This window comes from Paenibacillus sp. FSL H8-0122 (assembly GCF_038005345.1).
GTDB lineage: Bacteria > Bacillota > Bacilli > Paenibacillales > Paenibacillaceae > Paenibacillus_AQ.
In genome coordinates this window covers 6,788,463-6,801,793 of sequence record NZ_JBBOTB010000001.1, presented here as the reverse complement: position 1 = coordinate 6,801,793, position 13,331 = coordinate 6,788,463, and the positions used below count along the sequence as shown (strand labels likewise).

Below are 13,331 nucleotides of genomic sequence, written 5' to 3'. Positions count from 1 at the left end.
GCACCCGGCTACATTTTCACTTTACATCGCAGCATTTAGGTGGTAATATCATTTCTATAATTCCACAAATATAGAAATGATGGTGGAAGGGAGAATATAATGGCTGATGTCGATCGTGATCTGGTGCAAGCTGTCAAAGTATACAAGGCTCTAGGTGAGCCTACACGGCTAAAAATAGCCTTAATGCTAATCAAGCAAGAGAATCAATGCGTTACCGCGATCAGTGAACAGCTTGGTCATGTAGCCGGTTCAACGTTATCCCATCATCTCAAGCAACTGACGGAATCGGGTTTAATCCAGGCGCAAAAGAACGGTTCGTTTATTCACTACAGCGTTGATCAAGAAGTGGCAAAGAAGTTTGCGCCATATTTACTGGCGTAAATTTTTTTAAATAACATTTCTATATTTTTAGAATTATAGAATAACAACAAGAAAGGCTAAAGAATTTGAAAGGGGAACAATCAAATGATTAAATCTTGGAAAGTTTATATTTTAGCGATTATCAGTTTTTTAGTGGGAACCTCGGAATTTGTAATAGCCGGGATATTGGATCTGGTGTCCAAAGATGTAGGCGTAACTATTGCTGCGGCCGGCCAACTCATTTCGGTTTACTCCATATCTTACGCAGTGGGTACTCCGATTCTCATTGCGGCTACCTCCAAACTAAGCCGGAGAACACTTATGCTGGCTGCTTTGGCGCTGTTTTTTATAGGGAATTTAATTACGGTGTTCTCGACGGGCTATCCCATGCTTGTTGGTGCGAGAGTGATCTTAGCGCTTAGTACAGGTGTCTTTACCGTGGTTGCCCTAACGGTTTCTGCTCAAATTGCCGGGCCTGGAAAACAAGGCACCGCCATAGCAACGATCATGATGGGATTTAATCTATCGCTTATTTTAGGCGTTCCTCTGGGAAGAGTCATTGCCAGCACCTACGACTGGAAAATAATTTTTTATGGAATCGGCGCTCTTAGTTTTATCGCCATGCTGGTCATTTTAATGGCATTGCCCAAGTCGCAGGGAGAAGCAAATGTGCCTCTCAAAGAACAACTCGCCCTGTTGAAAAAGCCTCAGCTATTACTAACCTTGTCGATTAGCTTCTTTTGGATGGTCGGTTATACGATCGTTTACACGTTTATTACACCATTTCTGTTGGACATTACGGGCATGAGCAATGGGATGGTGAGCATCGCGCTATTTTCATTCGGCATAGCAAGCTTGCTGGGCGCCCAGGCTGGAGGATTTGGTGCAGATAAATTAGGTATTCCGCGTACGCTGAATGGAAGCTTGATTATCCACGCGGGTATTCTGATCCTTATGACCCTCTTTGCCCATACGTCTATCGCTGTCTTTCCCCTGCTGCTGTTATGGTCGTTTTTCGCTTGGTCTACGGGTCCCATTCAACAAGTCTATATGATTAGCCTGGCACCAAGCGCTGCAGGCATTCTTCTGAGCTTGAATACCTCCTTCATCCAGTTGGGGATTGCTGCCGGAGCTGCCATTGGCGGTCTTGTGGTGGAGAGTCTTTCCTTACAGTCAATCGGCGTGGCTGGCGCAATGGGTGTTGCCATCGCACTCCTTCCGGCTATATTATCGTTCTCGATGCGAAGTCAGTCTTCGGACGGCATACCGACGGAATAATCTACGGCTGAAATGGAAAAATATCTGTATAGATTTCATTCCGATCTCCGGTCAAAATTCACTCTTAAGCGCCTCAAACCTTTCTTTGTAGCTTGACGCTACATTCGGACGTTGTTGTGGTGGCGTACTCTATGAAATTTACAGAGCCGTTAAAGTTCAAATAAGCTTCATACCGTAAGCGGATGGGGGGCAGGGTAATGAAATCCAGAACGTTCTCCTTGGCCACCCATCGTCTATTCCGCTTTCCTCTTTGATTTCACGTATCACGCCATCGATAAGGTTCTCTCCAATTTCAGTTATCCCGCCAGGATACACCCAGCCATCATCATGGGCTTTTACTAATAGGATATTTCCCTTCCCATCTTCTACAATTCCGCCTGCCGACACAATATGCGTTGGAAAAGCCATTTTACAACCTCCATTATGAAGTGATCGGATAACTACCTCTGTAGATCCTAACATGGGTAACGAAACTATTATTGAGATTCACATCCGGTCTGAAAATGCGCTCTGCCCTCTAGCAAATCACCTAAAAACTTTTGGGATGCATTCAACTTGGCTTCTAACTCCTGAATTTCTTTGATTTTCTCCTTTACCAATGCTTCCTTCTTAATATACGAGCTCTCATTGATAAGTAAAACTAAGTCCTGGATGGTTAAACCCAAAGTGAGCAGCATTCTACAATCCTGCAAATAGGTGACCACTCCTTCATCGTATACGCGGTAATTATTCTCATCCCTTGATATGAACTGCTCAGGGATCAACTGTTTGCGTTCATAGAATCGCAAGGTGGATATGGGTAAATTCGTCAGCCTGGAGACTTCATTTGCTTTCATACTCTGCTCCTTCTAAATAAATCATTAATTTATATTTGCTATAAACCAAGGTTCATAGTTCAAAATAAAAATATGATAACCCGGGACATCGATACTGTCAAAATAATGGGTTACCTCAGAAGGAGTGCATTTATGCTGGAATCTATTCAAAATAATGATTTTGTCAACATTCTGACCGGCCGCCGTTCCATACGACAGTACGATGAGAGCATCAAAATTTCGGAGGAAGAAATGCATGCTATGATTCAAGAAGCAAGCTTGGCTCCCTCTTCCGCGAATATGCAGCCCTGGCGCATAATCGTGGTTCATTCCCCTGAAGGGAAAGACAAGCTTCGGCCTCTAGTCCAGTTCAATACACGGCAAAATGATACCTCTGCGGCGATGCTCATCATTCTGGGAGATACGCAGAGCGATTTATATGTAGAGAAAATCTATGATACGGCTGTGGAGCAAGGAAAGATGCCCAAAGACATACGCGATAAGCAGGTCACGCAAATTCTGGGCATGTATCCGCAAATCCCTAGAGAATTGAAGATCGAAATTGCCAAAATCGATGCAAGTTTATTCGCGATGCAACTGATGCTGGTCGCCCGTGCCCATGGGTATGACACTAATCCGATGGCGGGCTTTGAACGCGATCAGATCGTTAGCGCCTTTGATCTGGACGTTCACAGATATGTTCCGGTAATGATCTTATCCATCGGCAAGGCCAAAGATGAGGGTCATGAATCCGTCCGCCTGGGTAGCGAGGAAATTACCTTTTGGCGCTAATGTGAATGTATGAACATCACCGATTCTGTGCTCCCCACTCGCACAGCTGCTCCAACACAGGCAGCAGGGTCTGCCCTTTCGGTGTCAGCGAATACTCCACTTTGGGCGGAATCTGCGGATACTCCACGCGCTTCACCAGCCCGTCAGCCTCCAATTCCTTAAGCTGCGCGCTGAGAACCTTGTACGTCACCGCTCCGAGCTGTCTCTGCATCTCATTGAACCGAATCGACGGTTTGGCGGACAGCAGATACAGAATCGCCATCTTCCATTTCCCGCCGATCACCGACATCGTATAACCGAACGGCGTGTCTTGGATCACCGTCTCCTTGCCCTTCAGATCAGAAATGCCCATGTTCACGCTATCCTTTCGGATAGTAGCCCACTTCTTTGTGCGTACTATCCCTTTATTTTCGCTCAGTCTATAATAGCTTTACTTTGATGTAAAGGGGCTAAAGCAATGACAACCATTCGAACATACAACCATAACCTATGGGATCACGGGATTTCGCAGGGGTACCTTGTCGACAACACGCTGTATATCTCGGGACAGTTCTCCCATGATGCGGAGGGCAGCTTCGTTGGAGCAGGCGATATTCAGGCACAGATGACGCAGACGCTGAAGAATCTGGATACCGTGTTACAAGAGTTCGGAGCGACCAAGGATAATCTGGCTTACGTGGAGCTGTATCTGACGAATGCGCAGGAGCACGGGGAAGCCGCGATCGGACTGTTCAAAAAATATGTCGGAGCGCACCGGCCGGCGGGGAGCATGATCGGGGTGACTTACCTGGCATTTCCGGAACAGTGGGTAGAGGTGCGGGCTGTGGCGCATGTTGGTTAAGAAAAAGAGAGAGGGTTCAATTAAACAACGCTACTGGCAGAGTAATGTCAGTAGCGTTTTAGAATTTGCGGAATGTTTCCTTGTAATGTAAGAAATGCATTAGCTTGTTCAAATTGCTCCTTTAGATGTTTTTCAGGTTCTACACGTAAGGAAGTTACGTCAGCATCATTGCTTGCTACATAAACATTCGGCGAAATATGAATCGGTTACTTCATCCTCCCCCGCCTGATGTGATCAACATTCCGGTTCATCAGATGCCGCACCACCTTGGTGTAGACTATTTTCTTGACCGGACTTAGCCCTTGGGGATGAGCGGAGAAGAAGGCATCAGGGCTGTCGTAAATGCCGAAATCCTGAACGATTCCTTCTTTTTGCACGTAGGTATCATTTTCGTTCCAATAAATTTGCGGATTTTGAAAATCATCTGTTGCAGCGCCATATCCGCAGAAGGAACCCGTACACTGTTCAAATTTCTGCTGAAGCTTGGTTAAATAAGGAACGTCCAGTATAAATCCTTCAATATTCAACCACTTGTCTTCATATAGCACTTCAACCCAGCTATGAATGATCTCTCGGGGGGAGAGCTGGTAATACCACCCTTTCATGGCCCCCTTTTGCAGCTTCTTATCAATGGCAAATCCATGCATACGGCAAGGCACGCCCACGGCCCTTAGAAATGCCATAAACAGCACACCCTTCGTATTACACTGACCGTAGCCATCCTGCAGGACGTCCGAGGCTGGAATATCGTCCGCCCGGTTATAGCCGAACCGGATTTCGTCACGGACGTAGTTATAGATGGCGAGAATTTGGTTCTTCCTGGACATCGAATCCCACCGGCGGCTGTGAACAATAAGCTGGATTAACGGATGAGAATAGTTCAGCAATTCAGTTTCCTTCAAGTATGCACTCATGGAACACACCTCCTGCACCCATTGTAAGGTTAATACAGGCTGGAAACTTTTAAAAAGACGCTATCTTTACGGATATCCTTCGCCGTCATGCCCAGCAACTGCTTGCTGGTGGCAGCTAAGTGGGACGGACTGTCAAAGCCTGCGGCCATCGCCGCATCCGTAATGCTAAGCCCCGCAAAAATCAAATAGACGGCCTTCTGCAGCTTGTGCAGCACCATGTACCCGCTAAGCGAAATACCCGTATTTTCTTTGAAGAGATGCGACAATCTGCTGTTGGATAAACCTAACTGCCGGGCGTATTGACTAACGGAGTGCTCGGAGTCGGTACAATCTTTGATGAGCTGAATAAACTCTCTTATTCTCGAATCAACAATAGCAGTGTTCACCTGCTCTACACCCAATAACCTCAAGAGTTGTCCCAGAAAAGAACGATAGCTGTCCGGGTCCTTAATGCCGGCGTACTCGTTACGCACAAATTCGCGAATGCTCTTAATCAATTCATGCGGGAACACATGGAACTGCTGCCCCTCCAGCATCCGGCTAAAGCTTGCCGCCATGTCAGAGGCGCTGTCGATCAGAAGAAGCATTAGCGGATGTCCCGCTTCTTTTAACCGGTGAATGACACTTGAATTGATAACGATCCCTAGACAACGCAAGCTTTGCCCCGCTACCTCAATGTCAAATTCACCCGTTAAGGAGATTGTCACCTGTACAAAAGAATGCCGGTGCTCTTCCGCATCAATCGAATCGGACACCACCATCAAGTGATGCTCCGCTCCATATAAATTCATCATGTTCGAATCACTCCAGGCTTATTTCCTTATAAAATCACGAAGGTACCCTATCTATAAACGTTATATCCTCAACATCATGTCTTACAGTGGAATGCCCTTCTTGAATCCCTCTGCCCACACTTAATAACATAATGTCTTCATAGTGTTCAGGAATATTGAGCTCTTCAAAAAGGGCAGCTTTATCATAACCTGACATCGTGATGGTCTGGTAGCCTTTTTCGTTCAAAATAAGGACCAAGCTCATTGCAGCCAGACTGCCATCGCGGACCAACTCTTTTAAATACTCCTGATTAGACATGTCTCGATAATAACCAATGGCTGCATTTGTTAAATACGTTTTCGTCTCTTGAGTGAAATAACCTTTCTCCAAAGCCTGCTCTTGAATAGCTTGGATATTCTCAGCATGAAAAGCATGGTAATCCCCTAGAATCAAAATCAAATAACTGGAGGTTTCAACTTGCTCCTGGTGATATGCAATGGGTTTAACTTTAGCGCGTAGCTCCTTATCTTCGATGATTAAATAGCGTGTACTCTGAATGTTATTTCCGTTTGGTGATTTGGCTGCCAGTTCGATCGAATCAAGTATTTCCTTTCTTTCAATCGCATAGTTTGGATCATAGTGTCTGACTGATTTCCTGTGTAAAATAATATCCTGCACACTCACTTTAACGCCCCCCATAGCTTAGATTTGCTATAATCATCTTATCTGGAGTGTCTGCAATTGAAAATACTGCACTTTGTAGTCATTAGGTTACTTCGAAGTAAGGAGGATATCATGAATAAAATAAATACAGGATTTGATGTGGTACAAAATATCATTAGTGGTAAATGGAAAAGCATTATCCTGTATCAACTGGGATATGAGCAAAAGCGTACAAAAGACTTACTCAAGATTTGTGAAGGCGTCTCACATAAAGTTTTAAACGAACAATTAAAGCAACTGCAACAGGATGGATTAGTTCATCGGGCGGTATATGCAGACGAGGTTCCCATTAAAGTAGAATACACAATAACAGACTATGGCCGGACATTGCTTCCCTTATTAAAAGAAATGTGTGATGCGGGCGATAATCATCTTAAAAGAGAGGGGATCACCGCAGGTAATAATGCAGTCTGCGAACATTCTAAATATGGGACGTAAGCGTGCAAGGTCTCTAACCGTACCGGTGACGCTGGCTCCGTGACATAAAAGCGAAGAAGGAGTCATTGTCGAAAACAATGGCTCCTTCTTTAAGAAATGAACTTACTATTTTGATGAACTTGATGGAACATCAATATCAGTCAGATTTTCATCATTTAAGGTTTTACCTAAGAGCAACGAATTGGGATAATTTTTATGAAATTCTGCTTCATCTACTTTTAAAAAAAACGCGCCTTCAAAAATTAGTTGATTCGTATTAGGCCCGATTTCATCTATTTTTCTTGCTATCTCCGATTCCTTAAAGATACTTTGTTCCTCTGCCCGCACAAACATGCCATGAGGTGTATAGAATTGACTAGAATCCCCTTTTGCGATTTTTGATTCTACGGATTCTACGTTTTTTTCTGATTCTACGGATTTTACGTTATTTGTTGAAAAGTTAGTGTTAACAGGAGTTTCAACTGAAAAAATAATAATCACTGCAACGGTTAATAAGCCTATTTCTTTTAACATATTATCCCCGCCCTTTCTATACCAACAATTATTTCCTGCTTTTAAACACTATATTCACTAAAATGTTGAAAATATAGATATGAAGTATTGAGGGTGAAGATCAGTTACGGTCAGTGTTTTTTGACTCACCCTGAAATTTTTTTGAAGTAACTGATATACAGCATGAAACCTTAATAAATGGTACTCACCAAGCTTATGACTGAGACAATTATGCACAAGGAAGCCTCCAGAGAGCGTCTCACCGAGAATATCAGCTGGATGGACAACGTCATCAGAAGAGGGAAGGATTCTCTGGAATCGACTTCGGGTGAGCGGTTTTTTGCAGCAGAATTTGAAGGATTCGACCTGGAGGGCGTAGAATGGGTATACCCGAATATTCAGATCAAGGACGATATCAGTATCCGGCTTGACGATACGGAAGTCATGATTTACAACGTAGCCCCGGCCCACTCCGACAGTGACTTGCTGCTGTGGATGCCCAAAGAAAAAGTGCTGTTCGCCGGTGATGTCGTGTTTAACGGTTGTACGGCATACAGCGAAGAGGGAACCCTCAATTGGGTTAAAGTGCTTGATCGCATTATTGATGAAATTAAACCCGAAATCGTTGTTCCAGGACATGGCGCCATCTGCGGCCTGGACTTCGTGAAGGAGCAGAGGGACTACCTCCTGAACCTGATCAGCGAGTTCAACAAGCATTACAATGACGAAATTGATTCCTTGTCCTTGACCAAGCAAATTGATATTTCCCGCTTCCTTCATTGGATTCAGCCAGAACGCTTGTATGTTACCGTGGATATCCTATTGAAAAGCAAACGGGGGTTATCCCCCCTTCCAGCCTGGAACGAGGTGCCTGCTAAGCTGGAAGACATGAATGCTTTTTTGGCCGGAAAATATGGCAATCAGATCAAGCCATGGGACCCTATGAATGTATGGCAAGAATAGCAATTTGAAGCTAGCGCATGAAAAACGGAAAACGGCCCTGCCGCAAACGATGCGGACAGGGGCCGTTTTGTTTCAAAAACATTTAGGATGCATCCAACTTGTAAATGTTACGGAAAATCGAGCTCATCATCGATGACACGGAATATCTCCCTGCTCCGTGCCGGATACCGGGCATCCAGCTCTTCCCACTGCCGCTTCGGTAAAATCAAAAATTCGTGTGTATCCGAAAAATATGAGTCCTCAAACAGCCGGATTTCGTATTTATCCCGGATCAGCTCCTGAAAGCCGCGAATCGTGATGTAGCGGTCTTGTCCGGTGAAGGTAAGCGCAATCGAATGCAGTTGTCCATTGTAGGTAACGTCCAGTCCTTTGTCCGTTGATGTCACCTCAACCGTTTCATCTGGAAGCCGTTTACCGAACAACCGGATGATCTCCTCGTCCTCTTCTCCCCAATCTACAATGACGCTGTACGCAAAAGTAAATTGCTGCAGCTGTTGCTCATCTCCTTCGAATAGCACTGTCAGCTCGCTGCCGCTTGGCATTCTCATCCCGGTATCCTCCTTGTGTTCACTCAATTAATATACTCCTGATTTTTCGCCGTCACATACAAAATACATTTCAATACCAAGTAAATCATATATTCTCTTGCTTTAATGCATCAATAATATTCTCCTTTTTTATTTTAGCTCCGGAATAAACTACCGCAGAGCTGACAATGACAAATACACACACAATGACAGACAGAATACTCATCCAGGGCAGGGTGAACCCATAGCTGAATTTGTTCGCAAATGCTTTATAGATCAGAACCATCACGGCGAAACTGACAGGAAGCCCATACAAGAGCGACTTGACCCCATAAAAAACACTCTCATAGTTCAGCATTTTTGCAAACCCCTTTGGCGTCGCGCCTACGGATTTCAGCATCGCAAATTCCCGTTTCCGAAGAGCCAGCCCTGTAGAGATCGTATTAAAGATGTTCGCAACGGAAATCGCAGAGATTAATACGATAAAACCGTAAGAAAAGACGTTCATCAGCAGAATCTGTTGTTCTTCTCTTATTCTGGATTGATTTACATTGTAGACATTCAGATTGGTCTCATTCATCGCTTCAATTTCCTGCTGCGTTTTCAACGGTTCCTTGCTTATCAAATGGAGGTACATCGAAGCGTTAGCCAGCTCCTCGCCGTCTGCCAGCCGATTCATGACGCGTTCTGACACGATCATATTTAACCCGCCTACGCCTAACGGGCTCATCCCCATCGGTGCCTTATCCGTCAATGCGGCGGCAAATATCACTTGATTTGCCTTCGTTTCTTCCCCGCCCGCTTTAATAAAACTCGTTAGCTCGATAGGTTGTCCGATATTCGCATATATGGACTTCGTCTGAATATATTTCCCGGTATCTATATCTTTGTAATGAATCGTATCCATCACGATTGCGGCGGGATGATCCAGATCCGTAAGCTGTTCGTAATCTGCGCCAATCGCTCTGGCATAGGCTTGCAGGCTCGAATCATTCAGTGCATAGAGCTTAACTTCGTAAGGGTATTTCCCGTCTTGGAGCATACTCTTATCCTGCTTAACCTTCTCTTGCAACTCGTCGGCGATGCTTGCTGCATCGACCCAAGCGTTCCTGACTAACTCATGACTGACGCTGTATTCCGTGACGCCATCCAGAGATACCAGCGATTGCATCAACCGGTCATCTAGTCTTTCGCCATTACTGGACGACACTTCAATATCGTAATTGATGCCTTCCAGCGACAATGCCAGAGATTGTGTCAGGCCAGTCGTGAAAAACGATATCGTCAAAAACAATACGATGCTGATGACAAGCGAAAAAAGAATAACATGATATCTTCGTTTGTTCCTTTTTAAGTTTTTCATCCCGATTTCTGCTTCGATTCCGAAGAGCTTACGAATGATCTCGGGCGTCTTCACTGCATTGGCCGTAAGCTTTACGTCAGTGGTTTGGCGAATCGCGTCCATAGGAGATACCTTGGATGCTTTAACCGCCGGGAGATACACCGAAACGAAAATCGTCAGCATCGAAACAAGACAAGTAATCAAGAGCAATAACGGCGTGACGATAAGCCTCAGCTTTTCACTAGTCCATAATGCCCCTTCAATCATTGTGTTCATGAACGAAAAGGTGATTCCGATTCCGGCAAGACCGCATAAGATACCAATGGGAATGCTGATCAAACCAATGACGATACCTTCAAAAAATACGGAATTTCGCTTCTGCCTTTTCGTCGCCCCCACGCTTGCGAGCATCCCTAGATGGCGGGAACGTTCCGAGACGGATATCGCAAAAGCGTTATAGATGAGTCCAACCGAGCCAATGATAATGGTCCCTATAATGATTGCCGATAAGGAGAACATCATGCTGGATGAGGCCCCGCTGCTGGACAAGCCATAATAACGAAGCAAATCGTTATTATATTGGACAGTGTCAATTTGGTTTTTCTCAGCCAGCTTCTCCGCATGTGCGAACAAGAACGGATTGACCTGCTGCAAGACCACCGACGCATCGACCCGATCGTCCCCCCCGATGATATGATCATCGACATAGCTAATAATCGTATAAGCCGGGGCCCAAGGCGTTTCCGACACCGGGCGTTTAATGAAGCCTACCACCGTATAATCCCTAATTATGCTATGCTGTAATGTCTCGGTCAATGTGCCTTCTTTCCTGCGCAGCGGTTCCGTCTGATCCAGGGGATGATCGCCCCCTTGGTCGAACCGGTCGCCTACGCGAAGCGTTAGACGGTCGCCGATTTCGTACTTCACTTTGCCATTTGTTGCAACAGACTCGGAGATCACAACCTCCTTGTCCGTGTGCGGAAGACGTCCCTTGCTTATTTCTATCTGAAATTGTGTGAACCCTTGCACATCATATTCCTTAATGAACAAGTACGGCTTATTGGAATTTTGTCCCCCTTCTAATGGGGCATACCCAAGGTCTCTTGTGATTGCAACCGTTTTGGTTGCATCATCGCCCTGTATCGCCGCAAGCTGTTTCTTGGTTATATCTTGATACTGAATATGCCACTCCCCTGTATCTGTGATAGTTTGTCTAATCATTAAATCCGCAAAGGAAAAAATAAGCGTAATGACAGCGGTCATCATGGATACCGAAATAATTACGCCAAAAATAGTCACAAGTGTTCGTCTCTTGTTCTGCTTCAGATGCCGGATGGTTAATGTATTGACAATATTCATCGCCTGATCACCTCGTTTTTGGCAATCCTCCCATCTTCAATCGAAATGATTCTGTCGGCTTGCAGGGCGATCCGTTCGTCATGCGTGATTACGATCAGTGTCTGATGATAGGTCTTATTCAGCATTTTCAATAAAACGACGATCTCGTTGCTATTCCTGCTGTCCAGATTCCCGGTGGGTTCGTCGGCCAGCATGATCGCAGGATTGCCGATAATCGCCCTGCCAATCGAGACACGCTGCTGCTGTCCACCGGATAGCTGATTCGGCAGATGGTTTAATCGATGCTGCAAATTCAACGTATTCACAAGATCAGCCAATTGCTTTTGATCTACCTTTTGTTGATCCAGCAAGAGCGGCAGCGTAATATTCTCTTCCACCGTCAGGACGGGAATCAGATTGAAAAACTGGTAGATCAGCCCGATTTGCCTGCGTCTGAAGATGGCCAGCTGCGTTTCGTCCAAGGTATACATATCCGTATCCTGAACATACACTTTCCCGCCAGTCGGTCGATCCACACCGCCCAGCATATGAAGGAGTGTCGATTTCCCCGATCCGGAAGGTCCGATAATGGCGACGAATTCGCCTTTTTGGACCGAAAAGGAAACATCATCAAGCGCCTTCACCGCGGATTCGCCTGTGCCGTATATTTTGGACAAATTTTCAATGGTTAAAATCTCCATTGCCACTCCTCCCTCCCTAGATGCTCAATTCCAGGTATACACCATCTCTCTATATCCAACATCCCAAAGGGTTTCATTCCCCTCAATGGTTATCTTAAGCTCATTAGCCCGGGTGAGATGAAGGATCCTATTATCCGGCTCATGGAGCTGATCTTCTGCAGATACAGACAGGAGCTCATTCCCGTCAACGGTAACCTTAAGGCTGCCCTGAAAATCCTTATGATCAGGAATTCCATAATTCAAGCTAAGATACAGTTCTCCCTTATTGTCTAGCGAATACGTATATGTTTCCTTCTTTTTACCTTCGATGCCATACACATTATATTGGGGTGTCACGTCTTGACCGCCAATCTTAAGACTGTCCTGTTTGGTTCCCGTTAATCGATTTCCGGTACTATCTTTCCATTCGTTTATCGCTACAAAAGGGGCCAACTCTTTGGTGAACACTTGATCCACTACTCCTAAGACCCCCCACACGCCGAGCATTAAGACAGCACCGGCAAATCCCGTAGCAGTGATATTTCTCCAGTAGGTTTTTGTACGGAAGCCAATCTTGTACGCCCCGAATCCAATAGCAGCGCCCAATGAGTTCTTTATGACGTCGTTCATGTCAAAGCTGCCGAGGAATGTTAGTGCCTGGATGGTCTCCACCACAAGAATGGACAGGATAAACCCTGTCATGAAGCGAACAAAGCTGGTGCGGTATAACAGCGGGAACAGTATGCCAAAAGGTATGAAGGCTGCAAGGTTTCCAATACCCACCAAGTCCATCAGTGTCGGATGCAGGAGATCGGAAAGACCCGGCACCCTAAAAAAATCGTCCGGCAAAAAAATAAAGGTGTACTGACTGGTTTGATCTACAGTATCCGCTCTGCCGAAAGCAAAAAACATAAAATAAAGAATAATCAGTGTGTAGCCTATCGTGATAAAAAAAGTAATCTTGCGCTGCTGCTTCATTTGCATGGTTGTACCTCCATCGTTCATCTGATGAATATCATTTTATCTGTCTAAAATGACTTTACAGTGACGTTGG

The 13,331-nt window shown here is 45.2% G+C and carries 17 protein-coding genes; 6 read left to right on the top strand and 11 right to left on the bottom strand.

Annotated features, from left to right (window positions below):
* The first annotated feature begins 99 nt into the window (after nucleotides 1-99).
* Together NSS64_RS29175 and NSS64_RS29170 are read left to right on the top strand one after the other, a co-directional pair.
* Complete coding sequence (locus NSS64_RS29175) at nucleotides 100-381, top strand: ArsR/SmtB family transcription factor (RefSeq protein WP_340945975.1); 282 nt, start codon at nucleotides 100-102, stop codon at nucleotides 379-381.
* An 84-nt stretch (nucleotides 382-465) separates the two neighbouring features.
* On the top strand, nucleotides 466-1,638 hold the full coding sequence (locus NSS64_RS29170; RefSeq protein WP_341142371.1) for an MFS transporter: 1,173 nt from the start codon (nucleotides 466-468) through the stop codon (nucleotides 1,636-1,638).
* 156 nt (nucleotides 1,639-1,794) lie between these two features.
* Here the strand turns inward: NSS64_RS29170 and NSS64_RS29165 are convergent, their stop codons facing one another.
* Together NSS64_RS29165 and NSS64_RS29160 are read right to left on the bottom strand one after the other, a co-directional pair.
* Complete coding sequence (locus tag NSS64_RS29165; protein WP_340945970.1) at nucleotides 1,795-2,046, bottom strand: NUDIX hydrolase; 252 nt, start codon at nucleotides 2,044-2,046, stop codon at nucleotides 1,795-1,797.
* 68 nt (nucleotides 2,047-2,114) lie between these two features.
* Entirely contained in the window at nucleotides 2,115-2,474 is a 360-nt protein-coding gene (locus NSS64_RS29160) for a MerR family DNA-binding transcriptional regulator (RefSeq protein ID WP_340995071.1), read from the bottom strand.
* A gap of 132 nt (nucleotides 2,475-2,606) precedes the next feature.
* On the opposite strand from NSS64_RS29160, the gene NSS64_RS29155 reads away from it, so the two are divergent.
* Nucleotides 2,607-3,245, top strand: a complete 639-nt coding sequence (locus NSS64_RS29155) for a nitroreductase family protein (protein ID WP_341142370.1) — start codon at nucleotides 2,607-2,609, stop codon at nucleotides 3,243-3,245.
* Between the two features lie 16 nt (nucleotides 3,246-3,261).
* On the opposite strand, the gene NSS64_RS29150 is transcribed toward NSS64_RS29155, so the two are convergent.
* Nucleotides 3,262-3,597, bottom strand: coding sequence for a winged helix-turn-helix transcriptional regulator (locus tag NSS64_RS29150; RefSeq protein ID WP_076085712.1), 336 nt, complete (start codon nucleotides 3,595-3,597; stop codon nucleotides 3,262-3,264).
* 105 nt (nucleotides 3,598-3,702) lie between these two features.
* Here NSS64_RS29150 and NSS64_RS29145 point away from each other — a divergent pair, with 105 nt between their 5' ends.
* Nucleotides 3,703-4,086 carry a RidA family protein gene (locus NSS64_RS29145; RefSeq protein WP_341142369.1) on the top strand — a complete coding sequence of 128 codons (384 nt, stop codon included), beginning with the start codon at nucleotides 3,703-3,705 and terminating at the stop codon, nucleotides 4,084-4,086.
* Between the two features lie 206 nt (nucleotides 4,087-4,292).
* Here NSS64_RS29145 and NSS64_RS29140 read toward each other — a convergent pair whose 3' ends face one another.
* From NSS64_RS29140 to NSS64_RS29130, 3 genes are read right to left on the bottom strand one after another with little or no spacing between them, the layout of a single operon-like run.
* Entirely contained in the window at nucleotides 4,293-4,988 is a 696-nt protein-coding gene (locus tag NSS64_RS29140; protein ID WP_341142368.1) for a transglutaminase-like domain-containing protein, read from the bottom strand.
* 41 nt (nucleotides 4,989-5,029) lie between these two features.
* Nucleotides 5,030-5,794: an AraC family transcriptional regulator gene (locus NSS64_RS29135; RefSeq protein ID WP_341142367.1), complete on the bottom strand. Its 765-nt coding sequence runs from the start codon at nucleotides 5,792-5,794 to the stop codon at nucleotides 5,030-5,032.
* Between the two features lie 34 nt (nucleotides 5,795-5,828).
* Nucleotides 5,829-6,458: a nitroreductase family protein gene (locus NSS64_RS29130; protein ID WP_341142366.1), complete on the bottom strand. Its 630-nt coding sequence runs from the start codon at nucleotides 6,456-6,458 to the stop codon at nucleotides 5,829-5,831.
* A gap of 111 nt (nucleotides 6,459-6,569) precedes the next feature.
* Here NSS64_RS29130 and NSS64_RS29125 point away from each other — a divergent pair, with 111 nt between their 5' ends.
* Nucleotides 6,570-6,935, top strand: coding sequence for a winged helix-turn-helix transcriptional regulator (locus NSS64_RS29125; RefSeq protein ID WP_341142365.1), 366 nt, complete (start codon nucleotides 6,570-6,572; stop codon nucleotides 6,933-6,935).
* Nucleotides 6,936-7,040: 105 nt separating this feature from the next.
* On the opposite strand, the gene NSS64_RS29120 is transcribed toward NSS64_RS29125, so the two are convergent.
* Nucleotides 7,041-7,448: a hypothetical protein gene (locus tag NSS64_RS29120; RefSeq protein WP_341142364.1), complete on the bottom strand. Its 408-nt coding sequence runs from the start codon at nucleotides 7,446-7,448 to the stop codon at nucleotides 7,041-7,043.
* A 195-nt stretch (nucleotides 7,449-7,643) separates the two neighbouring features.
* On the opposite strand from NSS64_RS29120, the gene NSS64_RS29115 reads away from it, so the two are divergent.
* Nucleotides 7,644-8,390 (top strand): MBL fold metallo-hydrolase, encoded by a 747-nt coding sequence (locus tag NSS64_RS29115; protein ID WP_341142363.1) that lies wholly within the window; start codon nucleotides 7,644-7,646, stop codon nucleotides 8,388-8,390.
* Between the two features lie 107 nt (nucleotides 8,391-8,497).
* Here NSS64_RS29115 and NSS64_RS29110 read toward each other — a convergent pair whose 3' ends face one another.
* Genes NSS64_RS29110 through NSS64_RS29095 form a run of 4 tightly spaced genes read right to left on the bottom strand, consistent with a single transcriptional unit; the run spans nucleotide 8,498 to nucleotide 13,261 of the window.
* Nucleotides 8,498-8,965: a hypothetical protein gene (locus NSS64_RS29110; RefSeq protein WP_341142362.1), complete on the bottom strand. Its 468-nt coding sequence runs from the start codon at nucleotides 8,963-8,965 to the stop codon at nucleotides 8,498-8,500.
* Between the two features lie 58 nt (nucleotides 8,966-9,023).
* Nucleotides 9,024-11,618, bottom strand: a complete 2,595-nt coding sequence (locus tag NSS64_RS29105; RefSeq protein WP_341142361.1) for an FtsX-like permease family protein — start codon at nucleotides 11,616-11,618, stop codon at nucleotides 9,024-9,026.
* A complete protein-coding gene (locus NSS64_RS29100; protein ID WP_340945924.1) occupies nucleotides 11,615-12,298 on the bottom strand; it encodes an ABC transporter ATP-binding protein in 684 nt (227 codons plus the stop codon). Before NSS64_RS29100 ends, NSS64_RS29105 begins: the two co-directional genes overlap by 4 nt.
* 24 nt (nucleotides 12,299-12,322) lie before the next feature.
* The gene (locus NSS64_RS29095; RefSeq protein ID WP_341142360.1) at nucleotides 12,323-13,261 is read right to left on the bottom strand and encodes a VanZ family protein; all 939 of its coding nucleotides are present in this window, start codon (nucleotides 13,259-13,261) and stop codon (nucleotides 12,323-12,325) included.
* Nucleotides 13,262-13,331 lie beyond the last annotated feature (70 nt).